The sequence below is a fragment of the Jatrophihabitans sp. genome, from assembly GCA_036389035.1.
Taxonomy (GTDB): domain Bacteria; phylum Actinomycetota; class Actinomycetes; order Mycobacteriales; family Jatrophihabitantaceae; genus Jatrophihabitans_A.
In genome coordinates this window covers 100,333-122,170 of sequence record DASVQQ010000010.1, presented here as the reverse complement: position 1 = coordinate 122,170, position 21,838 = coordinate 100,333, and the positions used below count along the sequence as shown (strand labels likewise).

Annotated in this window: 23 protein-coding genes; 10 read left to right on the top strand and 13 right to left on the bottom strand. The window is 68.5% G+C overall.

Translation table 11 applies throughout. The annotated features are described in order from the left end of the window. Positions 1-27 precede the first annotated feature (27 nt). Complete coding sequence (locus VF557_07340; protein ID HEX8080007.1) at positions 28-786, bottom strand: class I SAM-dependent methyltransferase; 759 nt, start codon at positions 784-786, stop codon at positions 28-30. Positions 787-858: 72 nt separating this feature from the next. Here VF557_07340 and VF557_07335 point away from each other — a divergent pair, with 72 nt between their 5' ends. Beyond that, the gene (locus VF557_07335; GenBank protein HEX8080006.1) at positions 859-1,284 is read left to right on the top strand and encodes a nitroreductase/quinone reductase family protein; all 426 of its coding nucleotides are present in this window, start codon (positions 859-861) and stop codon (positions 1,282-1,284) included. A 76-nt stretch (positions 1,285-1,360) separates the two neighbouring features. Here VF557_07335 and VF557_07330 read toward each other — a convergent pair whose 3' ends face one another. Next, positions 1,361-1,984 (bottom strand): maleylpyruvate isomerase family mycothiol-dependent enzyme, encoded by a 624-nt coding sequence (locus VF557_07330; protein ID HEX8080005.1) that lies wholly within the window; start codon positions 1,982-1,984, stop codon positions 1,361-1,363. A 1,286-nt stretch (positions 1,985-3,270) separates the two neighbouring features. Between VF557_07330 and VF557_07325 the strand changes: the two genes are divergently transcribed. After that, positions 3,271-4,299: a hypothetical protein gene (locus tag VF557_07325; protein HEX8080004.1), complete on the top strand. Its 1,029-nt coding sequence runs from the start codon at positions 3,271-3,273 to the stop codon at positions 4,297-4,299. Positions 4,300-4,327: 28 nt separating this feature from the next. Here the strand turns inward: VF557_07325 and VF557_07320 are convergent, their stop codons facing one another. Continuing rightward, complete coding sequence (locus tag VF557_07320) at positions 4,328-4,606, bottom strand: DUF3072 domain-containing protein (GenBank protein HEX8080003.1); 279 nt, start codon at positions 4,604-4,606, stop codon at positions 4,328-4,330. Positions 4,607-4,769: 163 nt separating this feature from the next. On the opposite strand from VF557_07320, the gene VF557_07315 reads away from it, so the two are divergent. From VF557_07315 to VF557_07305, 3 genes are all read left to right on the top strand, one after another. Next, complete coding sequence (locus tag VF557_07315; protein HEX8080002.1) at positions 4,770-5,393, top strand: TasA family protein; 624 nt, start codon at positions 4,770-4,772, stop codon at positions 5,391-5,393. Positions 5,394-5,534: 141 nt separating this feature from the next. Further along, the gene (locus tag VF557_07310; GenBank protein HEX8080001.1) at positions 5,535-5,924 is read left to right on the top strand and encodes a response regulator; all 390 of its coding nucleotides are present in this window, start codon (positions 5,535-5,537) and stop codon (positions 5,922-5,924) included. Further along, positions 5,921-6,574, top strand: coding sequence for a signal peptidase I (locus VF557_07305; protein ID HEX8080000.1), 654 nt, complete (start codon positions 5,921-5,923; stop codon positions 6,572-6,574). The genes VF557_07310 and VF557_07305 overlap by 4 nt, the downstream gene beginning before the upstream one ends. On the opposite strand, the gene VF557_07300 is transcribed toward VF557_07305, so the two are convergent. From VF557_07300 to VF557_07290, 3 genes are all read right to left on the bottom strand, one after another. After that, a complete protein-coding gene (locus VF557_07300; protein HEX8079999.1) occupies positions 6,565-7,803 on the bottom strand; it encodes a GAF domain-containing sensor histidine kinase in 1,239 nt (412 codons plus the stop codon). The two genes, VF557_07305 and VF557_07300, sit on opposite strands and share 10 nt — an antisense overlap. Further along, positions 7,800-8,516 (bottom strand): response regulator transcription factor, encoded by a 717-nt coding sequence (locus tag VF557_07295; GenBank protein ID HEX8079998.1) that lies wholly within the window; start codon positions 8,514-8,516, stop codon positions 7,800-7,802. The genes VF557_07300 and VF557_07295 overlap by 4 nt, the downstream gene beginning before the upstream one ends. 75 nt (positions 8,517-8,591) lie before the next feature. Continuing rightward, entirely contained in the window at positions 8,592-8,987 is a 396-nt protein-coding gene (locus VF557_07290; GenBank protein HEX8079997.1) for a hypothetical protein, read from the bottom strand. A 141-nt stretch (positions 8,988-9,128) separates the two neighbouring features. Between VF557_07290 and VF557_07285 the strand changes: the two genes are divergently transcribed. After that, positions 9,129-9,533 (top strand): hypothetical protein, encoded by a 405-nt coding sequence (locus tag VF557_07285; protein ID HEX8079996.1) that lies wholly within the window; start codon positions 9,129-9,131, stop codon positions 9,531-9,533. Between the two features lie 98 nt (positions 9,534-9,631). Here the strand turns inward: VF557_07285 and paaI are convergent, their stop codons facing one another. After that, positions 9,632-10,090, bottom strand: coding sequence for a hydroxyphenylacetyl-CoA thioesterase PaaI (paaI, locus tag VF557_07280; GenBank protein HEX8079995.1), 459 nt, complete (start codon positions 10,088-10,090; stop codon positions 9,632-9,634). 165 nt (positions 10,091-10,255) lie between these two features. On the opposite strand from paaI, the gene VF557_07275 reads away from it, so the two are divergent. The 4 genes from VF557_07275 (at position 10,256) to VF557_07260 (ending at position 13,808) form a co-directional block, all read left to right on the top strand. Then, positions 10,256-10,528: a DUF2630 family protein gene (locus tag VF557_07275; GenBank protein ID HEX8079994.1), complete on the top strand. Its 273-nt coding sequence runs from the start codon at positions 10,256-10,258 to the stop codon at positions 10,526-10,528. Positions 10,529-10,600: 72 nt separating this feature from the next. Further along, positions 10,601-10,771, top strand: coding sequence for a hypothetical protein (locus tag VF557_07270; GenBank protein HEX8079993.1), 171 nt, complete (start codon positions 10,601-10,603; stop codon positions 10,769-10,771). A 153-nt stretch (positions 10,772-10,924) separates the two neighbouring features. Next, positions 10,925-12,091: an acyl-CoA dehydrogenase family protein gene (locus VF557_07265; protein HEX8079992.1), complete on the top strand. Its 1,167-nt coding sequence runs from the start codon at positions 10,925-10,927 to the stop codon at positions 12,089-12,091. A 202-nt stretch (positions 12,092-12,293) separates the two neighbouring features. After that, positions 12,294-13,808: a DUF222 domain-containing protein gene (locus VF557_07260; GenBank protein ID HEX8079991.1), complete on the top strand. Its 1,515-nt coding sequence runs from the start codon at positions 12,294-12,296 to the stop codon at positions 13,806-13,808. A gap of 195 nt (positions 13,809-14,003) precedes the next feature. Here the strand turns inward: VF557_07260 and pknB are convergent, their stop codons facing one another. The 6 genes from pknB to VF557_07230 all read right to left on the bottom strand — a co-directional run bounded on the left by pknB (position 14,004) and on the right by VF557_07230 (position 21,771). Further along, positions 14,004-15,899, bottom strand: a complete 1,896-nt coding sequence (gene pknB / locus VF557_07255) for a Stk1 family PASTA domain-containing Ser/Thr kinase (GenBank protein ID HEX8079990.1) — start codon at positions 15,897-15,899, stop codon at positions 14,004-14,006. 136 nt (positions 15,900-16,035) lie between these two features. Further along, positions 16,036-17,526 (bottom strand): penicillin-binding protein 2, encoded by a 1,491-nt coding sequence (locus VF557_07250; GenBank protein ID HEX8079989.1) that lies wholly within the window; start codon positions 17,524-17,526, stop codon positions 16,036-16,038. Then, positions 17,523-18,926, bottom strand: a complete 1,404-nt coding sequence (locus tag VF557_07245) for an FtsW/RodA/SpoVE family cell cycle protein (protein ID HEX8079988.1) — start codon at positions 18,924-18,926, stop codon at positions 17,523-17,525. Before VF557_07245 ends, VF557_07250 begins: the two co-directional genes overlap by 4 nt. 31 nt (positions 18,927-18,957) lie before the next feature. Continuing rightward, positions 18,958-20,349, bottom strand: coding sequence for a PP2C family serine/threonine-protein phosphatase (locus VF557_07240; protein ID HEX8079987.1), 1,392 nt, complete (start codon positions 20,347-20,349; stop codon positions 18,958-18,960). Between the two features lie 25 nt (positions 20,350-20,374). After that, a complete protein-coding gene (locus VF557_07235) occupies positions 20,375-20,824 on the bottom strand; it encodes an FHA domain-containing protein (GenBank protein ID HEX8079986.1) in 450 nt (149 codons plus the stop codon). Positions 20,825-20,847: 23 nt separating this feature from the next. After that, on the bottom strand, positions 20,848-21,771 hold the full coding sequence (locus VF557_07230; protein HEX8079985.1) for a DUF3662 and FHA domain-containing protein: 924 nt from the start codon (positions 21,769-21,771) through the stop codon (positions 20,848-20,850). Positions 21,772-21,838 lie beyond the last annotated feature (67 nt).

Genomic DNA, 21,838 nt, shown 5'->3' with positions numbered 1-21,838 from the left:
GTGGGTGCTTCGCATCCAGCCCGTGTCCTAGACGCGCGCCTTCGCCGTCCAGGCCGTCGCCTCGACGGTGAAGGGGCCCGGCGGGAGGAGTTCCGCGCACCGGGCTCGCAGCCTCTCGCGATGCTCAGGGGCCAGGCTCGCGACGTAGGTTCCGACCGGTCCGACGCCGAGGGTGAACGGTCGCCACCATGCGTCCGCGCCGGCGAACGAGGCGCTCACGGTGAGCGCGGTCTGCTCGACCGGATGCAGGCCGGCGCTCTGGAACAGCTCGACGAGGTGGCCCTCGCGGGTGCCCGGCATGGCTGACTCGTCGCGGGCGTTCGGATCGAGTTCGCGCGCGGCGCGCCAGAAGGTGCCCAGCGGCCCCAGGCTGCCGGCGTGGTCCCAGACGCAGGCGGCCACCACGCCGCCCGGCCGGGTGACTCGGGCCATCTCGGCGATTCCGGCTGAGGGGTCCTCCAAAAAGTGCACGACGAGCTGAGCGAGCACCAGATCGAACGACTTGTCCGGGAACGGTAACCGTTCGACCCCGGCCTGCCGGACGTCGACGTCGGGCAGGCGGTGGCGGATCGCCGACACGAAGGAAGCGGAAGGATCGACCGCCGTGACTGCCTGCGCGCCGAGTCGTTCCACCAGCACCGCGGTCAGGGCTCCGGGACCGGATCCGACATCCAGGGCTCGCTGACCGGAGTTGGCGCCGACGTAAGCGGCGAACTCGGCGGCCAGCTGTTCGGAGTAGCGCCCCATGAATTCGCCATAGGCCGCCGCGTCGACCTCGAAACTCATCGCGCCAATCTAGCGTGACCCCTGCTCGGCATTCAGCTGTTCGCTCGTACCGCAGGCATCTAGAGTTCGGCTATGCCCAGCGATCGTTTATTTAAGACCATGAATGCCGTGCACCGGGTCGCGCTGAAGCTGACCGGTAACCGGGTGGGGGCGCGCCTCAGTGGAATGCAAGCTCTGGAACTGACCACCATCGGGCGCAAGAGCGGCAAGCCGCGCTCGGTCATGCTCACCGCGCCGGTGCAAGAGGGCGACGCCTATGTGCTTGTCGCCTCCCGCGGGGGCGATGACAACCATCCCGCGTGGTTTCTCAACCTGCGCGACAATCCGGCGGTGGAAGTCCAGGTGGTGGGCCGGCCCAAACAGCAGATGCGCGCCCGGATCGCCACCCCGGAAGAACGCGTCAGACTCTGGCCGATCGCCGTCAAGCAGTTCAAGAGCTACGGCGATTATCAGAAGCGCACCAACCGTGAGATCCCGCTGGTGATAGTGGAGCCCTGAACGGCGCCAAGCTTTCGCGACACCGGTCTAGCCGGCACGGCAGGTGTCGGATGTGGGCGCGGTCAGGCCGCCGATGTCACGGGCGTTCGGCCAGCACCTGCACGCCGGGGCCGGAAAGCTCGTCCAGGACTGACCGTCGGCCGGCGGTGGCCATCAGCAGCGAGATCGCCCGGCCCTGCACCACCGGCCCGGACCCGAGCGAGAAGTCGGTGTCACTGGCTTGCAGGGTGAGGCCGGCGATCCGCCGCTTCGCGCCGAGCAGCGCGTTGAGCTTGGAGTAATAGGTGATCACCCGGGTCACTTGCGGCAGCGGATAGGAGTGGGTGATGCCGAGCGGGCGGCGGATGTCCTCGCCGTGCACGAACGCCTCGCCGAGCCAGGTGGTGGCCGGCGCCGGCGGGGAGGTCTCGCGCAGCTGGACCGCCCGGAAGGTTTCCAGCGTTGCCTGCGGACCTCCGGAGCCTTCCAGCGCCACCAGTCTTGCCATGTACTTGTGAAAGTCGAACCCGGCGCCTGTCAATCCGGGGATGAACTTCAGCGGAGTCATCTTGGCCGCCGCCACCAGATGGGCCAGCACGTCATGGACGCTCCAGGCGGCCGAGAGCGAGGGCGTCTGCCACTGCTGCGGGCTCAGCTCAGCCAGGTCGTCGGCCAGCGCCCGACGCTCGGCATGGATCGTCGGCCAGATGCTCTCGGCCACGGCGGGACCTCCTCGATCAGGGTGCATGATGTCACGCCGTCGAGCGCCGAGCTGCCTGGCACGCCGCCAGGGCCGGGTGTGAGCCGCCTGGTCGGGGTATGAACTGGCCCGGTCCGGGGTAGGAGCTGGCCCGGTCCGGGGTAGGAGCTGGCCTTGGTCCGCAGCTGCGGCGGCAGGGATTTTCGGGTGAGCGAGTCGTGCTAATACTGCTCCGGGCTTGTTAATCGAAAGGATTCTTTCCACTCACTCAGTGCAATGCCGACGAGTTCGGACCAGCAGTCGCGCGCAATACTTGAAAACGACACACAATAGTTACCGCGGGTGAGCCACCGTGCGATTTCCGTTGCCGTCACAAATACCTTGCAAGAGGCCCGGTAAACGGCCGGCAGAACGGGCTGCATCCTGACTACATATCTTGTTCCGCGAGAAGGCAGGAGCATTCCTGGTCAGACACCGGGCTCTCGGCCTCGTCGCTGACTCAGTTCCTGGTCAAGGTGCCGGGCAAGCCTTCGGAGTCGAAGAAGACCAGCATCCACCAGTCGAAGGCGGCGGATCACCGCTTCGCGCTTCCAGCCGCCACCGCACGGTTGGATGACGTGGGGCCCCTCATCCAACGTGTTTCGGGGTGCCGGAATTGCCATTCAGCAACCCCGGCTCCCCCTGCCTCTAGTAGACATTCGAATCGAAGTCTGTCATCAAGGCAAATTAGACACTCATCAGACCCATTCGTAGTTACGCATCATTGTCACCCCCTTGGCGCGAACATTTCGCATTCACTAAGTCGAGTCTGTTCCATTGCCAGATGCCGATCTTGAGGTTAGCTGCATTAGCGACTTCCCGCGCGTTAGCACCCCCTAGCTAACGTCTAGATTGCCGCTATATATCGCGGAGTTTTCTAGACAGTTTGGTACGCTGCGCTAGGCGTAGAGCGGATGGAGCGACTCCAGCTACCGAAAGGCAGCGGTAACACCACCATCGACCGAACTGTCTACAACGAAAGGTTTATGGCTATTGGTTTGCCGATGGAAGTTCCATGGAATGGCCGCTAGCATCTAGCGTCAGCTCACGGCACTTTCGGCGTGACAGCAAGAAGTTCGTTATGTACTGTCTGTCACCACGGCGTGTCACGGTTAGACCTTCTTGCATGGTCGTCATCCCGGTGGTTCGCACGTTCGCGGTCGGGTTTAGGCGAAAGAAGGGTCATGTTGAGAGCGGTATCTGCATGGTCGCTATGGCGGACATCGCGGTTCGCGATAATCGTGATTCTCGCCGTCGATCTCTCGGCCGTGTGCCTCGCGCTCGCCTCGCCCGGCTCCATTCAGCAGTCCGATCTCGGCACCGCGGCCCTGCTCGCGTCGCTCAGCATCGTGTACTCACGCTTCACCGTCGGGTGGGAGCGAGCCAGGCGGGCCTTAAGGCAAGAGAAGTTGCCGACCCTGTGCCCGAACCTGCTTGCCACCTGGGCGTTCGCGGCAGCAGTCCTGCTTCCCCTGACACTCGCGGCCGCGGTCATCACAGTCGCCGCGATCGCTGAGTGGCCGGCTCGAAACATCGCCGGCCAGGCGACGCCCTACCGGTACGTCTACAGCACCGCCGGCGCGATCCTGGCCGCCACCGCGGCGCACAGCTGCATGGCGCTCGACCTGCCGGAGCCGCTTGCCCTCGCCCTTGCCGCCCTCGGATACATGCTGGTCGGAGTGGCCGCCGTGGCATTGGCGATGGTGTCGGCGGGGCAGTATCAAGCGCTGAGCCTGCTGCTCCAAGCCGAGAGCCACAAGCTCGAGGTCCTGACGATCGCCCTGGCGACGGCCCAGGTGCAGATGATCACCTTGGGAATCCCGCTGGCCTGGCTCTCACTGCCGGCGGCGATCGTGATCCAGCGCTGGGCTGTGCAGTCGGACCTGCGGGTCACCGATGACCCGACGATCCGCCCGATGACCGAAGCCGCCTGGCTGACGGTGGCCAGAGAAGTGGTCGCCGCCTGCCCGGTCACGGCGATCATGCGGATCGACACCACCGACCCGGCCGCGGTCAGCCTGGTGGCCCGGATGCAGGTCGGCTGCGACGCGATCGGCGCGATGGGCAAGTCCGGCCTGGCGATTCTCCTGGCGGACTGCCCTGGCGCCAACGCCGAGGCCCTGGCCACCCGAATGCGGGCCGCCCTGCACCAGCAGAACATCTCGGCGCTGGTGGCGGTCGCGGCCAAGCCCAGAGACGGTCAGACCTCGGCCGACCTGCTGGCAGTCTCAGAAGCCGAGCTGATCACCCGGGCAGCGGTGCAGCGGCCGTCGAAGTCGCTGCGCCCGGAGGCTTAGCGCAGGACGCGCATGACGCGCAGGACACTCAGGACGAGCCCGCGCTGCCCCGTCCGGTCTGGGCCTGCAGCCGGTCGATGTGCTCGGATGCCTGCGCCTTGGTGAGGTCGGCCGGCAACTGCTCGCCGGCCTCGCGCGCCAGCGTGTCGAGGTAGCTGCGCTGGGCGCCGGTCATCGGCTCGTCACCGGTGACCCAGTCACTCGGGTCCTTGGCTGTGGTGCCGGCAGCTCCGGGGCTGCTGGCCCCGATGGTGTCACCGTTGCTCTGATCGCCGGAGTCGCTGGTGGGTTCGGGCTGTTCACTCATGCTTGTCACCCTAGCGAAGGCAGAGCCTTGACCGGGTCTTGAGACTTCTGGTGGCGAACATTGATCTTCGCCATAACCTAACGCAGAACAAACATCGGCACAGTTCTCGTTACCAGTCCACAACCCGGTCCACCCCCGACCGGACCAACCAGGGAGACCCCCGATGTCGCTTCACCTCACGACGGTCCGCAGCAAGGTTCTCGTTTCGGCCGCACTGCTCGGCACCGCGGCGGCAGCAGCGGGCTTGGGCACCTTCGGCTCGTTCACCTCCTCCACCTCCGCCTCCGCCAGCGTCAGCTCCGGCACGGTCTCGATCGCGCTCGGAACCGCCAACACCGCGGCCAACCGGTTCAGCGTCGCCGCCACCGGCCTGGTGCCCGGTGACACGGTGCAGCGCGCCGCGACCCTGACCAACGCCGCCGGCAACCAGGCGCTGTCCAGCATCACGCTGACCACCAACGCCACCACCAGCTCCAAGCTCGACACCGACCCGACCCTGGGCCTGCAGCTCAAGATCGACGCCTGCTCCACCCCCTGGACCGAGACCGGCACCGCGCCGGCCTACGTCTACACCTGCTCGGGCACCACCCGGTCGGTGCTGACCACCCGCGCGGTGATCGGCGCCAGCATGGCGCTGACCAACATGACGGCGCTGGCGGCGAACAACACCGACAACCTGGTGGTGACCATGACCTTCCCGGCCGCCGCCGACAACACCTTCCAGAACCAGGCGTCGGTGCTCAACTTCACCTTCACCGGCACCCAGCGCGCGGCCGCCAGCCAGTAGCCGCCCGAAGCGGGCTGGTCCCGGTGTCGTCCGCCCCGGGATCAGCCCTGTTTCACAGCACTGCAGCTCCACAGCACGCGGTTCCCAGCTCGACAGGCTCCACAGCCCAATCGCCCTGCAGCACCCGGAAGGAAGCCCGCCATGACCCTCACCGAGCGTCCGGCCCGCCTTCTGGTGGTTGAGGATGACGACGACATCAGGGCGTTGTTCTCGGCCACGCTGCACCGGGCCGGCTACCAACCGCGGGTCGCCAGCTCCGGCCAGCAGGCGCTGGATCAGGCCGATGAGCTGGTGCCGGATCTGGTGATCTCTGACGTCTCGATGCCGGGCCTGTCCGGGCTGGACGTCTGCCGGGCGCTCAAGTCCCAACCCCGGACGGCCGCGACGGTCGTGCTGCTGATCAGCGCGCTGTCCACCGAGCAGGACCGTGAAGCCGGCTTGCAGGCCGGCGCCGATGACTACCTCACCAAACCGATCCGGCCGGCCGTACTGCTCGAACGGGTCCGGTCCCTGCTCGGGGCGCTGGCATGAAATTGCTGCGGCGGACCGCTCGGCTGCTGAGCACCCTGCTGCTCGGCTTGACCGTGCTCCTGCTGCTGTCGGTCACCCTCGGCCCACGCCTGCTGAACTACCGCACCGCGACCATGCTCACCTCCAGCATGTCGCCTGCCATCCGCTCCGGTGACGTCATCATCGACACCCCGCTGGCGCTGGACGACGTGCGGGTCGGTCAGGTGCTGACCTATCACATTCCCGTCGATGACCACCGGGTCCTCAGCCACCGGGTGATCGAGGTTCAGCGCCCGGGGCCGGGAATCGTCAACGTCCGTACCAAGGGCGACGCCAACACCGCCGCCGACCCGTGGGTGGCCACCTTGACCGGTGAGACCGTCTGGCAGGTCCGCGCCGTGGTGCCCAAGGCGGGCACCGCGATCCGCGCGCTGCGTACCCCGATGATGCAGACCCTGCTCACCGCGGCGGTGCCACTGCTGGTGGTGTGCTGGCTGTTGCTGGGCATCTGGCGGCCGGCCAAACCGACCGAGCAGGCCGACCAGGCCGACCAGGCCGACCAGGCCGATCAGGCCGACCCAACCGAGCAGGCTGACCCAACCGAGCAGGCCGACCCAACCGAGAAGACAGAGCGGGCCGCGCCCGCCGTGAACTCGGGCGCTCAGCTCTGAGTCGCGCCGGTACCCGGCAGCCGGACGCAGACAGTCGCGCCGCCGCCGGCGGTGTCGGTGATCGACAGCGTGCCCCCGTGGGCAGCCACGATCCGCTCGCAGGTGGCCAGGCCCAGTCCTGACCCGGCGGCGGTCTCTGATTCCAGCCGCACCAGCGGCCGCAGCACCGCCGGACGCTGCTCGGCGGGGATTCCCGGGCCGTTGTCGGCCACCCTCAGCTCACTTCCCCAGCGCGTCGGCGCGACGGTCACCGCCACCTCGCAGCGGGCGTCCGGGTTGCGGTAGGTCACCGCGTTCTCGATCAGGTTGTGCAGCAGCACCCGCAGCTGCACCGGGTCGGCGGTCACGGTGGCCCGATCGCAGCGCACCTCCGCGTCGGCCGCCGCCGGCCCGAGGTCGGCCAGCACCTGCTCGACGAGCTCGTGCACCGGCGTCGGCTCACGCTGTGGCGCGCCTCCCATGCTGGCATAGCTGAGCAGCTGGTCGATGGCTGACATCATCCGCTGACTCGCCGACACCGACCGGTTGACATAGTCCAGCGCCGTCGGGTCCTGGCGCACCGTCGGGTGGTCCTGCAGCAACTCACCGAAGCCCAGCGACGCGGTCAGCGGGGTCTTGAGGTTGTGGCTGAGCTGGCTGGCGAAGGAGGCGAGCTGCCGGTGCGAGCGCGCGAGCTCGGCCACCGTCTGGCGCAGCTGATCGGAGCGGCGACGCAGTTCGAGCACGTCGATCACGCCGACGGACAGCGTTCGCAGCGCGGCACGCTGACCCTCGTCCAGCGTTCTCGGCTCGGTGTCGAAGACGCAGATGGTTCCCACCAGGTGGCCGCCGGGCGCGCGCAACGGGCTGGCCGCGTAGAACCGGACCCGGCCCAGTTCGCCGGTCACCCATGGGTTGGTGGCGAACCGCTCATCCTGGCTGGTGTCGGGCACGACCAGCTGGTCGCCGAGGCGCAGGGTGATCTCACACATCGAGTCGGCACGGTCAGTGACCATCGGCTCGCACCCGTGGGCCGCGAGCTGGAACTGGTGCTGGTCGTCGATCAGGTTGAGCACCGCGCTGCGCACACCGCAGACCTGGGCGGCCAGCTCGGTGAACCCGGCCAACGTCACCTCGTCGCCGACGCTGAGCCGCTGGACCGGCAGCCGGGCCAGGATGCCGTACTCGCGCAGTGCGGCAATCCGGTCCCGTTCACGATCGGCCGCGGTGACCGGGCTGGCGGCCGTCATCCGACGCCGAGCCGGTAACCGACGCCGCGGACCGTCCGGATGTAGCGGCCACTGCGCGGGTCGTCGCCCAGCTTGCGGCGCAGGTTGGCCATGTGCACCTCGACCAGGTGGCCGTCACTGACCCACTCGGTGCCCCACACCGTCCGAAGCAGCGTCTCGCGGGGCCAGACCCGTCGGGGGCCTGACAGCAGGGTGGCCAGCAGGTCGAACTCGGTCCGGGTCAGGTCCAGTTCCACCCCGTCCAGCATCACCAGCCGTCCCTCGATGTCGATCTCCAGACCGCCGTGGCGCACCGTCTCGTGGGGCGAACCCGACTCGGCCGCCGACCCGCTGACCGACCGCGGCCGGCGCAGCATGGCCGCGATCCGGGCTCGCAGCTCGCGCGGGCTGAACGGCTTGGTGAGGTAATCGTCGGCGCCGATCTCCAGGCCCATCAACCGGTCGATCTCATCCGGGCGGGCCGTCAGCATCACCACGTAGGCGTCGGTGATCTCGCGGATCCGCCGGCACACCTCGATGCCGTCGAGGTCGGGCAGGTTCAGGTCCAGGGTCACCACGTCGGGCTCGACCTCGCGGACGGCGGCGATCCCCTCGGCGCCCGTAGCCGCCTCGGTGACCTCGAAGCCGGACTGCCGCAGCAGCTCCCCGATCAGGGCCCGGATGTCGGCGTCGTCATCGACGATGACAGCGGACCACGCTCTCTCAACCAGCACACAGTTACGGTAGGTGACCGACCCCGTGCCAGCACAGTGAAACGCCAGAACCGAGGGCTCGAGCTGTTCCGGCGTTCAGCACCTGGCGGTCACGGCCGAGGTGGCACTGCTGGTCCAGTTCAGGTACACGGTTCGCATCGTCAGGGAGTAGTTCGCGTTTTTGGTGAGGGCGATCGTCCGGGTGCTGACCGTCTTCGGGGTGATGGTCTGCAGCAGGCTGGCCCCGTTTAACAACTGATAACCGGTGGCCCTGGCATCCACGGTCGGAGTCCAGGTCAGCGTGAGGTTGCAGTTCTGGCGCGAACCGGTCAGATTCGTCGGCGGATGCAGCATCGCGGTGCTTACCGATTGGGCCGAGGCAGCCTGCTGGTTGAAGCTGGCCTCGGCCACCGACGGCGCGGCCCATAGGGTTGCGGCGAGAAGCACTGCGGCAGCGGTTCGTATCCGCATCGCGCCCTCGTCCCTTCCCATCCGGTGATCTGATCGCGCTGGCGGGCCGAAAGCAGGTCTCGGCCACTCATTACCTTGCCAATCTCACATTAATCTCACCTGGAGCCTGCGCTCAAGATTGCCTCAAGATCTGAGACGGCCAGAGCTGGCCATACTGGAGAGGTGATCTCGATCGAAACCGCGCGCTTGCTTCGCGACGCCGGACTGCGCTGGACCCCGGCCGCCGGCGACCGGTTCGTGGTGGTGGACCGCGGCATGGACGAGGACGTGTTCGTGCTCAGCGACATGACCGTCGAGGTGCACCAGCTCGAGCATGGCCAGGTCATCGGGTTCAACGGCACCACCGAATGGGCCCTGGACTCGGTGGAGGACCGCGACGCGGTCTGGCTACCGCGCGAAGGCCAGCTGCGCGAACTGCTCGCCGGGACGTTTCGCGGCCTGGACCGGGTCGAGCAGGACTGGCGGGTACGGCTGGAGATCAACTCCGCGCCCGTGCAGGTGCAGCACCCCGACCCCGAGCAGGCCTATGCGCTCGCCCTGCTGCAGTTGATCTCCAGCTCGGCCTGAGCGGCTCTCCCACCCGCTGGCAGCCCGCTGTCAGCCGCATGTCACCGTCAGCCGCATGTCACCGTCAGCCGCGTGTCGCCGTCAGCCGCGTGTCGCTGTCAGCGGGCGGGATCGGGCACCAGCGTGCCCGGTATCTCGCGGCTCCGCCCCCGCATCTCGGCTACCACCACACCGTCGCCACGCCGGACCGTGACGTCGTAGAGCCCGCTGCGGCCCTGCCGGTAACGCTCCTGGGCCAGCGCTCGCAGCTCGTCCCCGGCACGGACCGGGGCAACGAAGTCGATGTCGCAGCCGGCTGCCACGGTAGTGCGGTTGTAGCTGTTGCAGGCGACCGCGAAGGCGGTGTCGGCAAGGGCGAAGATCATGCCGCCATGCCCGATCTGGTGGCCGTTGAGCATCATCGGGGTCACCCTCATCGCCACCTCGGCCTGGCCAGGGGTGACCCAGAGCGCCCGCATGCCGAGCGAGGCCGAGGCCACGTCGGCATCGAGGATGGCGCGCATACAACGTTGGGCCAGCTCGTGAGCGGCGTCATCGGCCGGCAGGGTGTCGGTCATGGGCTCACGCTAGCGTCGACTCGCGTTGGCTCGCGTTGACCCGCGTCGACCCGCGTCGACCCGTGTCAACCCGCGTCGACCGGTCCGCCCGGCCACGACCGGCCACGACCGGCCGTAGGGTTGACGTCGGTGGGCTAGCGGTCCGGACTCGAAGGGATGCCAGCGATGTCACACGAGAGTGAGCAACCGATCCTGCACCAGATCCACGACCTGGTCGCCGAGGAGCGCCAGCTGCGCTCGACGCACACCGGCATCGGCCTGAACTCCGCCGAGCGCGGCCGGCTGGAGGCCATCGAGCGCGAGCTCGACCGGTGCTGGGACCTGCTGCGGCACCGGCGGGCGGAGGAGGAGTACGGCGCCGACGCTGCCCGGACAGTTGAGGAAACCGACCGCTCCGACCGCTTCTTCGATCGCTCCGACGACGATCTGGAAATATGAGACGCGAAATTCGGAACGCCACCGCCGATTGGGCCTTACCTGGCCTCAGGGTGACCCCCTGAGGAGGTTCCGGTGCGACTGCGTTTCTGGAGGACTTCTGAGCCGGCCGACCGCGACACGGCGCTGCGCGCGCTCCGGTCGCTGAGGAAGCACCGGCTGCTTCGCCTGGCCGCCGATCCCACTCCCGGCTCGGCCAATGACGAGTACTACGCCGTCCAGGCCGCTCTGGAAGGTGGGCACTGAGCCTGCCGGGTGTCGGGTGTCGCGAGACATCGCGCCTGGATTGCTGGTCGGGGTGCTGCGGCCGGCGACTTGGTGAGCCTCGAGCCGGTGACGGCAACCAGCCCACGCCGGTAGCGTCTGGGCCATCCAGCCCGACGCTGCGAGGAGCCGATCGTGGATTTTGCCGAAACCGCCGAGCAGTTGGCGTTGCGCGCGGCCGTCGCGGACCTCGGCCGCGAGTTCGGAGTGGACTACTGGCTGGCCAAGGCACGCAAGCACGAGGTGACCACCGAGCTGTGGGAGAAGGCCGCTGCCCTCGGGTTCATCGGGGTGAACACCCCCGAGCAGTACGGCGGCGGCGGGGCGGGCATCACCGAGCTGGCGATCGTCTGCGAGGAACTCGCCGCGGCCGGGGCGCCACTGCTGTTGCTGGTCGTCTCACCCGCGATCTGCGCCACCATCATCGCCCAGAGCGGCACCGAGGAGCAGAAGCAGCGGTGGCTGCCGGGAATGGCGAACGGCACGATCAAGATGGCCTTCGCGATCACCGAGCCCGACGCGGGGTTGAACTCGCACAACATCTCCACCAGTGCCGTTCGGCAGCCCGACGGCAGCTACACCGTCAACGGGCGCAAGTACTACATCTCCGCCGTCGACCAGGTCGACTACATCCTGGTGGTCGGGCAGTCCCCGGCCTCGCGCGAGGGGGGCCAGATCCGCCCGGCGCTGTTCGTGGTGCCGACCGACGCGCCGGGCTTGGAGTACCGGCCGATCGAGATGGAGATCGTCTCGCCGGAACGGCAGTTCTTCTGCTACTTCGACGATGTGCGGGTGCCGAACGAGAATGTGATCGGCGGTTCGCTGGACGCCGCGCTGCCCGCCCTGTTCGCCGGCCTCAATCCCGAGCGGATCACCGTGGCGGCGTTCTCGATCGGCACCGCGCGGTTCGCGCTGGGCAAGGCCGCCCGCTATGCCAACGAGCGGACGGTCTGGAAGCAGCCGATCGGAGCGCATCAGGCGATCGCGCATCCGTTGGCCAAGGCCTACATCGAGACCGAACTGGCCAAGCTGATGGTGTACAAAGCTGCCGGCGCCCATGACGCGGGTGACACGATGGCCGCCGGGGAGGCGTCCAACATGGCGAAGTATGCCGCTGGCGAGGCGGCCTGGAATGCGCTGGACGCGGCGATCCAGACGCACGGCGGCAACGGTCTGACCAGCGAATACGGCCTCGGCGCACTACTCGGTGTCGTACGAGCGATGCGGATTGCCCCGGTCAGCAAAGAGATGTTGCTCAACTTCGTGGCCCAGTTCTCGCTGGGACTGCCCAAGTCCTACTGAGGTTGGAGTTGGGATCGAGCCACGCTGGGTGGTCGCTATCGCACCTCGCCGGTTCTTGATGTGCTTTGTTCTGAGGGGTTTGTTCACGGCCGAGTCCGCGTAGTCGAGTAGCCGCTATTGCTCCTCTGTGGTTCCTGATGCCCTTTGTCCACAAGGCTAATCATTTCGCAGGGTTGTCAGTGGGATCCTCTACTCTAGAAGAATGACCGTAGCCGACGTCGACCTCCACGAGTGGGATTTCTTGCCACCGCTGGACGACGCCGCATTGCCGCAGGAACCGCCTGCCACCGTGGTCCTGGTCGTATGGGCAGAACCGGAGGCACCGGCAGAACCGGCAGCAGCCATCATCTTCGCCGATCCCGCCGACATCGCACTGTGTCATCCCGCACCGGCTTGTGATACTGCTCAGGTTTCTGATACTGCTCAGGCTTCTGATACTGCTCAGTGTCTTGATGATCTGCTGGCTCAAGGCTTGGCATGGCGGCGACCAGGGCTCACCGAGATAGCCCGGTTGGCCTCCTTGAAGTACCACGAGCTGAGTTCTGCCGAACGCATCGCCGCCGCAGCCGATCTGCAACGGCAGCAGGCCTGGTTGGCAGCACGCCAGCTATCCCTGCTGAGCCTTATCTCAGCGCAGGATTCCACCCAGCGACACTGGTGTGTCGAAGAGATCGGTTGCGCGCTAAGCCTCTCCGGCCCAGCGGCACAGAATCTGCTCAAGAACGCCGAGCGGCTGTGTCGCCAGTTGCCTGCCACCCTGAGCGCGCTGTCCGAGGGGCGAATTGGCATGGCTCAGGCGACCGCGATCGCCGAGGCGTCTTACCCCTTGCCAGACGAAGTATTGGTCGACTACCAGGCTCGAGTGCTGAAAGACGCGCATCAGCAGTCGACAGCACAGCTCAGGCGTACCGCCAAGCGAGCCGCGCTCCGGCTTGACCCGGCATCGGCCGAGCTCAAGCATCAGCGCTCGGTGAGCGATCGGCATATCCGGATCGCACCGGCCGACCACGGGACGTCCTGGCTGATGGCACTGCTGCCCGCCGCCCAAGCCCAACTGTTCTATGACCAGATCGACGCCGCCGCTCGGATGGCGCCGGCCGATGACGTCCGGACGATGGATCAGCTGCGAGCCGACGCGCTGGTGAACGCGGTTCTCAACGGCATCAATGGCGAGCTGCCCACCTCGCAGGGCCGCCGGCCGACCATCAACGTCACGGTCTCGCTGTCGAGCCTGACCGGCCAAAGTGAGGAGCCGGGCTGGCTCGACGGCTACGGCCCCATCACCGCCGGGTACGCCCGACAACTCGCGCATGATCCGACCGGGACGTGGCGGCGGCTGGTCACCGACCCGGTGAGCGGTCAGTTGCTGGACTACGGCGCCACTCGATACCGGCCGCCGCGACACCTCGGCGATCACGTCATCGAACGCGACGGCGAATGCGCTTTCCCATTCTGCGGGCACCGCGCCCGCCGGTCCGATCTCGATCACGTCGTCGCCTACCCGCGCGGCAGCACGAGTGCCGCCAACCTGCAACCGCTGCACCGCAGGCATCACAACGCCAAGACCGAGGCAGGCTGGCAGGCCGAGCGAGATCCCAGCACCGGTAGCACCCGGTGGACCAGTCCAACAGGCCGGCAGTACCGCGCGAAGCCACCTGAACGCTGGCCGCAACCGGTCGCCGAGGCCCCGCTGGAGCGCATACCACCGCCCTTCTAGCCGGAATGTGCAAGGTCCAACCGGTGCGGTTTCCACGGCGCGGCCCAACCGGTGCGGGTCCAAACCAGGGTGCGGTCCAACCGGTGCGGTCCAACCGGTGCGGTTCAACCGGTGCGGTTCAACGGCGCGGGCCTAGGCCCAGGGCACCGACCTAGGCCAGCTGCACAGGTTCAAGCCTGGTGCTCACGTCGGCGTTCAGGCAGGCGTGCAGGACGGGTTCGAGGTCGGTGCGGCCGAGCTGCTGGACGGCGGCGGTGTGCTGCTCACGCTCGGGGTGGGCGAGGCCGTGCCGGTGCCCGAACCGGACGCACTGGGCGACGGCGAGGCCGACGGGGTCGGCGTAGGCGTCGGCGTCGGCGTTGGTGTCGGGCAGATCGGTTTCACCGCAACGGTAAGGGTGATCGTGGTTGACGGGTTGTAGAAGATACCCGGCGTCGGATCGATCGCCATCACCTGACCCACCTGGTAGCCCGGCTGCACCGGTGCGGTGTTCGATCGCGCGATGGTGGTGAATCCCAGCTGGTTGAGCTTCACCCTGGCCTGCTGCTCGGTCAGCCGGGTGACGTCGGGCAACTTCACCTTGCCGTTGGCGACCTGGAGCTTGACGGTGGTGCCCGGCGGCACCGAGGCATTGGCCGGCGGGTCCTGACTGATCACCTGTCCGGCCGGCTTGGCGCTGTCGACATCGACCCGGCTGGCCCCCAGCCTCTCAGACGCCAGCGCCTTCTGGGCTTCGCTGTAGGACAGCCCCACCACGTTCTGCACCAGCACATCGGCCGGACCGGCGTAGACGGTGAATCTGACAATGGTCCCGTCGGTCACCTCCCTGCCGGCCGGCGGGTTCTGGGTGCAGACCTGCCCCTTGCTCGGGTTCTTCAACGGCACCGCGTCGCCCCCGGCGCTGCACGGACCATTACTGCCCTCCGGCTTGCCGGGCGCGGGAATGAGGTGATTGCTGCGCAGGGTGTCCATCGCGGCAGCCGGTGACAGCCCCACCAACGCCGGAACCTGATACAGCACCGGGGTGTTCGGGCTGTTGTCCCGCTTCAGCAGGTACAGCGCCGCACCGCCGATGACCAACAACAGCGCCAGCACCACCGCGGTCCAGATCACCGCGCCACGGTGATGCGCGGTGTCGTCCTCGTCCTCGTAGGTCGGGGTCAGCACGCCCTGCCGGGTGGCAGGCTTGGCCGCGGCGATGAACTGGGTCCGCTGTGCGTCGGTCATCACCGACTCCGCCTCGACCGCCTGGCCGCTCAGCGCCCGCTGCAGGTCGGCCCGCATCTCGGCGGCCGTCTGATACCGGTTCAGCGGGTTCTTGGCCAGCGCCTTCATCACGATCGAATCCAGCGACGGCGGCACGATCTGGTTCACCGAGGACGGCACCTGCGGGTTCTCCCGGACGTGCTGGTAGGCGATCGCCACCGGCGAGTCACCGGTGAACGGCGGGTGCCCGGTGAGCAACTCGTACAGCAGGCAACCGGTCGAGTAGACGTCCGAGCGGGCGTCCACCGACTCACCGCGGGCCTGCTCCGGCGACAGGTACTGCGCCGTCCCGATCACCGCCGCGGTGGCCGTCACCGTCGCCGCGTTGTCAGCCAGCGCCCGGGCGATCCCGAAATCCATCACCTTGATCGCGCCGGCGTTGGTGATCATCACGTTGCCCGGCTTGATGTCTCGGTGCACGATGCCCGAACGGTGTGAGAAGTCCAGCGCCGCGCACACCTCAGCGGTGATCTCCATGGCCTGTTGGGGCGGCACCTGCTGCTGGGTCTTGAGCACCTCGCGCAGCGTGTGCCCCTCGACGTACTCCATCACGATGTACGGGGTGTGGCCCTCCGGCCCGTCGTCCTCTCCGGTGTCGTACACCGCGACGATGGACGGGTGGTTCAACCCGGCAGCGGCCTGGGCTTCGCGACGGAACCGGTTCTGAAACGACGGGTCACGCGCGAGGTCGGCCCGCAGGACCTTCACCGCGACATCGCGGCCGAGCCGGACGTCCCGGCCCTTGTGCACCTCGGCCATGCCCCCGTAGCCGAGCAGCTCCCCGATCTCGTAACGGCCGCCAATCAGCCGTGCTGCTGCCGTCATCGGCCGTCCTCACTGTCTCGCTGCCCTGCCATACCGCCCCACTGCCCTGCTGTCTCCCGCTGCCTAGCCGTCCCCCGCTGGCCTGCCGACCCGTTCCGCCGCGCCGCAACCCCGTTCTGCTGCCGTGCAAATCTCCTCATTTAACCCCGATCGAGGCCAGATAAGCCCTCATCACGGCCTGCGCCACGGGTGCGGCTTCCTTGCCGCCGGTTGCCTCGCTGCCGCGGTTGCCGCCGTTCTCGACGATCACCGCCACCGCGATCTTGGGGTTGTCCGCCGGCGCGAACCCGGAGAACCAGGCATGCGGCGAGTTGACGTAGACGCCTTCGGAGTTCTGCGGGCCGTTGTCAGCCGTGCCGGTCTTGCCGGCGACCTGGATGTTCGGGATCCGGGCGGTCGAGCCGCTGCCCTCGTTCACGACGCTGACCATCATCGCCGTCAGCTGATCGGCCTGGGTCGAGTTCATCACCTGGCTGAGCTGCTCCGGGTCCGGATGGCTCAGCACCGCCAGGTTCGGCGCCTGCTCCTCGGCGACCAGGTAGGGCTTCATCAGCTTGCCGTCGTTGGCCACCGCGGAGGAGAGCATCGCGGCCTGCAACGGCGTTATCCGCACGTCTCGCTGACCGATGCTGGACTGGGCCAGCGACGCCTGGTCCACGATCGGCCCCATGGAGGAGCCCACCACGCTCAGCGGGATGTCGAAGCCGCTGTCGTCGATGCCGAACAGCGCCGCCTCGCGCCTGAGGGTCTCGGTGCCCAGATCCATGCCCAGCTGGGCGAAGGCGGTGTTGCACGAGATGGTGAGCGCGTGGATGAGCGTGTCGGTCCTGCCGTCGGCGCACTGCTGACCGCCGAAGTTGCGCAGCTGGGTGCGCGTCTGCGGCAGGGTCAGGGAGTTCGGCGCCGGGACGCGGGTCTGCGGCGTCCGGCCGTTCTTCAGCGCGGCGCTGGCCACCACCACCTTGAACACCGACCCCGGCGGGTAGGTCACGCTGAAGGCGCGGTTGACCAGCGGGTTGTCCGGGTCGGCGTTGTACCTCTTGTACGCGGCCTGGATCTTCTCCGGCGAATGCGAGCTGAGGGTGTTCGGGTCGAAGGAGGGGGTGCTGACCGCGGCCAGGATCGCTCCGGTCGCCGGGTCCAGCGCCACCACCGCGCCGCGCCGGGTTCCCATCGCCTGGTAGGCCGCCGTCTGGGCCTGCTTGTTGATGGTCAGCAGGACGTTGCCGCCCCGGGTGTCCCGGCCGGTCAGCAGGTTGGTCAGCCGCTGCACGAACAGCCGATCATCGGTGCCGGCGAGCAGCCCGTTCTCGACCGCCTCGACCGCGGTGTTGCCGTAGTACAGCGAGTTGAAACCCGTCACCGGGGCGTACACCGGGCCGTTGGAGTACTTGCGCAGGTACATCAGCGCGTCCTTGGTCGCGACCGACTCCGCGACCGGCGTCCCCGAGCCCTGCAGGACGATCGAGCCCCGCTGGCGCTTGTACTCATCCAGCACGACGCGCCGGTTGGCGCTGTTGTCCTTGTAATGGTCGGCCTTGATCACCTGCACCCAGTTCAGGTTCAGCACCACCGCCAGCAGCAGGATGCCGACGAACACCCCGACCCGCCGGATAGGCCGGTTCACGAGTTGTCCCCTGCCGTGATCGGCACCGGGCCGCTCTCGGTGGTGACCGCCGAGGGTGGCGTGGTGGGCGGCCGGCGGGCCGCGTCCGACACCCGCAGCAGCAGCGCCAGCAGCCCGAAGTTCGCCACCAGCGACGAGCCGCCGTAGGACAGGAACGGGGTGGTCAGGCCGGTCACCGGCAGCAGCCGCGAGATGCCGCCGGCCACCACGAACAGTTGCAGGCCGAAGGAGAACGACAGGCCGGTGACCAGCAGCTTGCCGAACGAGTCCCGGACCGCCAGCGCGGTGGCGAAGCCACGCGAAATCAGGACCAGATAGAGCGCCAGGATGGCGACCAGGCCGAACAGGCCGGTCTCCTCGCCGAAGGCGGCCAGGATGAAGTCGGACTTGGCGACCGGGACCAGCTCAGGACGGCCGCCACCCAGGCCGGCCCCGAACAGCCCGCCGGTGCCCAGGCCGAACAGCGACTGGCTCATCTGGTAGCCCTCGTCCTGCTGGTAGTCGAAGACGTGCAGCCAGACGCTGACCCGCTCCTTGACGGTGCCGAAGAGCTGGTAGGACACGTAGCAGCCGCTGGCGAACAGCAGGACGCCGATGATCACCCAGCTGACCCGCTCGGTGGCGATGTAGAGCAGCACCACGAACAGCCCGAAGAACATCAGCGAGGTGCCCAGGTCACGGTTGCGCACCAGCACCCCGATGCTGATCAGCCACGCGACCAGCACCGGCCCGAGGTCCCGGCCGCGCGGGAGGTCGATGGCCAGCAACCGGCGGCCGGCCAGTGACAGCACGTCGCGCTTGTCGACCAGGTAGGACGCGGCGAAGATCGTCAGGGCGATCTTGGAGATCTCACCGGGCTGGATGGAGAAGCCGGCCACCCGGATCCAGATCCGGGCGCCGTTCACCTCGCTGTACTGGGCGGGCAGCACCGCCGGCAGTGCCAGCAGGAACAGCCCGACCAGCGCCAGGGTGTAGGCATAGCGCCTCAGCGCCCGGTGGTCGCGGATCCCCAGCAGCACCACCAGAAAGACAGCCAGGCCTACGAACGCCCAGACCACCTGGCTGGCCGCGGCGACCCCGGTGTAGGTGGCGTCGTTCTCGGCGGCCTGCTGGGCCAGGCCCAGATCCAGCCGGTGGATCATCACCAGCCCGAGACCGACCAGCAGGACGGCGCACGGCAGCAGCAACGGGTCGGCGTAGCGGGCGGTCTTGCGGATCGCGAGGTGGCAGGCCAGCCCGACCGCCAGCACCACCAGCGGGTAGGTCGCCACGTGGCCGGACAGCTGGTTGTTGCGGGTGATCTCGACGAACGCCTCGGCGCAGGCGACGATCAGCGCCGCGGCGAACACGAAGATCAGCTCGGTGCCGCGCCGGGTCGCGTACCGGTAGGGCCGGCTCACGGGCAGGCCTCGCTGTTCGCGCGATGCTCGCTCATCGGCAGTCCACCCCCTGGACCGGGGTGTCCGAGGGCGAGGCGGCCGTGGCGGCGGTGCTGCTGGGCGGCGCGGTGGTCCGGATAGCAGTGGTCCGGGCGGCGGTGGTCGGGGCGGCGGTGGTCGCGGGCCGGCTCGCCGGTCGGGTCGCCGTCGCCGTCCGGCTCGGGGTCGCGGTGAGGGGCGCCGAGGCGGTGGGTGAGGGCGATGCGCCGGCGACCGGGCAGGGCGGTTTGAGTTCGGCGGCCAGCCGCTTGAGGATCGCGTCGGCGTCCGAGCGGCTGTTGGCGGTGATGCCGTTGAGCACCTGTCCGCTGGCCGACTGGGTCAGGTCAGCCACCCGCAGGTCGCTGTCCTGGATCACCGAGTACAGGGTGATCGGCCCGAAATCCGCGTTGACCCCCCGGAACACGGCGACCTCGTCACCGTCCCGGCCGACGAAGTACTGCTTCTGGGTCCACAGGTAGCCGGCGACCGCCGCGGCCACCAACAGCAGCGCGGCCAGGCCGCCGGCCAGCCAGCGCTTCTTGCCCCGCCGGGGCGCCACCGGCGGGTCGAGGCGTTCCGGGCTCGACATCCGCGCTGCCCGGACGGCCGCGGAGTTCGAGCCGGAATCCGTCGTGTCAGCCCGGTCGGTCACCGCCCCGCCCACGATCGGCATGTCATCGCCCTCGGCCAGATCCACCACGTCGGCCACGATGCAGGTGACGTTGTCGGGGCCGCCGCCGCGCAGCGCCAGCTCGATCAGCCGGTCCGCGCAGTCCTGCGGGGTACCGGAGGCCAGCGCCTCCAACAGGGTGGTCGCGGTGACGACGTCGCTCAGGCCGTCACTGCAGAGCAGGTACCGATCGCCCTTGCGGGCCTCGCGGATGGAGATGTCGGGATCGACGTCGGTCCCGTTGAGGGCCCGCAGGATCACCGACTTGCGCGGGTGGTGGGAGGCCTCGTCGGCGGTGAGCTTGCCCGAGTCGACCAGGGACTGGACGAAGGTGTCGTCGTGGGTTATCTGGCTGAGCTGGCCGCCGCGCAGCAGGTAGGCGCGGGAGTCCCCGACGTGCACCAGCGCGATCCGGCTGCCGGCGAACCGGATCGCGGTGAGGGTGGTGCCCATCCCCTCCAAGGCCGGGTTCTCCTTGACCGCGTGAGCCAGCGCCGCCGTCGCGTCGGCCACCGTGTCGCGCAGCGAGCCGATCAGGTCGGCGATCGGCCGGTCCTCGTCCAGGCTCTCGACGGTGCCGATGACGATCTTGGAAGCGATCTCGCCGGCCGCGTGGCCACCCATCCCGTCAGCGATCGCCAGCAGCCGAGGCCCGGCGTAGACCGAGTCCTCGTTGTTGCCGCGGACCAGGCCGCGGTCCGAGCGCACCGCGTACTTCAGGGTCAGCGCCATGCGCGGATCGCCCCGGTCACGGCGTTCATCGGAGCTCCATGGCGGTCTTGCCGATCCGGATCACCACGCCGGCCTCCAGCGGCAGCGGGCCGGTGACCTTGCTCTGGCCGACGTAGGTGCCGTTGGTGGAGCCGAGGTCCTCGAGGTACCAGACGCCGTTGTTCTCGCTGATCCGGGCGTGCCTGGTGGAGGCGTAGTCGTCGGTCAGCACCAGGGTGGAGTCATTGGCCCGGCCGATCAGGATCGGCTTGCCGGTCAGCGCGACCCGGGTGCCGGCCAGGCTGCCCTCGGTGACGATCAACTGCGACAGCGCGCCCCGGCCGGGACGGCTCTCGGCGGCGGCCCGGGCCTTCTTGGACTTGGGCTTGGCGGGCACCGGCACCCGGGGGGCGCCGGCGGTGCGCAGCTCAAGCCGGATCACCCGGATCATGCCGAACAGGAAGAGCCAGAGCAGTGCCAGAAAGGCAAAGCGCATCAGTTGGATCGCCAGTGGCGAGGTCAAGAGCTGTCCTCGTGGAACACCAGCCGGGTGTGCCCCACCCGGATCACGTCGCCGTGGCGCAACTGCTGGCTGCGCACGCTGTGGCCGTTGACCGAGGTGCCGTTGGTGGAGCCGAGGTCATAGACGGTGGCCTGGCCGTCGGCGATGTGGATGTCGGCGTGCCGGCGTGAGACGCCCTGGTCCAGCAGCTGCAGGTCGGCGTCGGTGCCGCGGCCGATGATGTTGCTGCCCGGGCTGAGGTGCACCACCCGCGGCGTGCCGTCCACCGCCAGCCGCGCCTGGTAGGCCGGCCGGCGCGGCGGCTGGGCGTAGTGCGACTGAGGCTGGGCGGCGGGTGAGAACTGGGTGGGCGGTGGCTCGTCCTGCCTGGGCGGCGCCGGGGCCGGCGGGGCGGCGGCGACCGCGGCCTGCTGAGAGCCCTGACCCGGGACGGGGGCCTGGGCGGGTGGGCCCTGGGGTGGTGAGCCGTAAGGCTGCAGGTACTCATCGGGCCGGCCGGCGACCACCGGCATCGACATCGAGTCCATCGGCCGGCGGCGCGGCGGGGCCTGCGGCTCCATCCGGGAGGCGACCCCGAAGACGCCGGTGTGCAGGGCCGGGTCGTGGGCCAGGTAGACCTCGATGTCGCCGATGGTGGCCAGACGGTTGTCGTCGAGGTACTCCTGGATCAGCTCGGCCAGGGACCGGGTGAGCTGGACCTCCCAGGGCGAGAGCCGTTCGTAGTCGGAGGAGCCGAGGGTGACCCGGTAGCGGTTGGGCACCAGCACCTGGCCGTTGCCCATCACCGCCTTCTTGTCCATGGCCTCACGCTGCAGGGCGTTTCCGATTTCGACCGGTTCGACCTGACCCTTGAACACCCGGGCGAAGGCCGCGCCGACCATGCCCTCGAGCCGTCGTTCGAAACGCTGGGCGAGACTCATCGTCGCGTCCTCCTCTCCTCGCTGGTCAACGGGCCGGTTGCCGGCATGATGCTCCCCGGACCTGTGC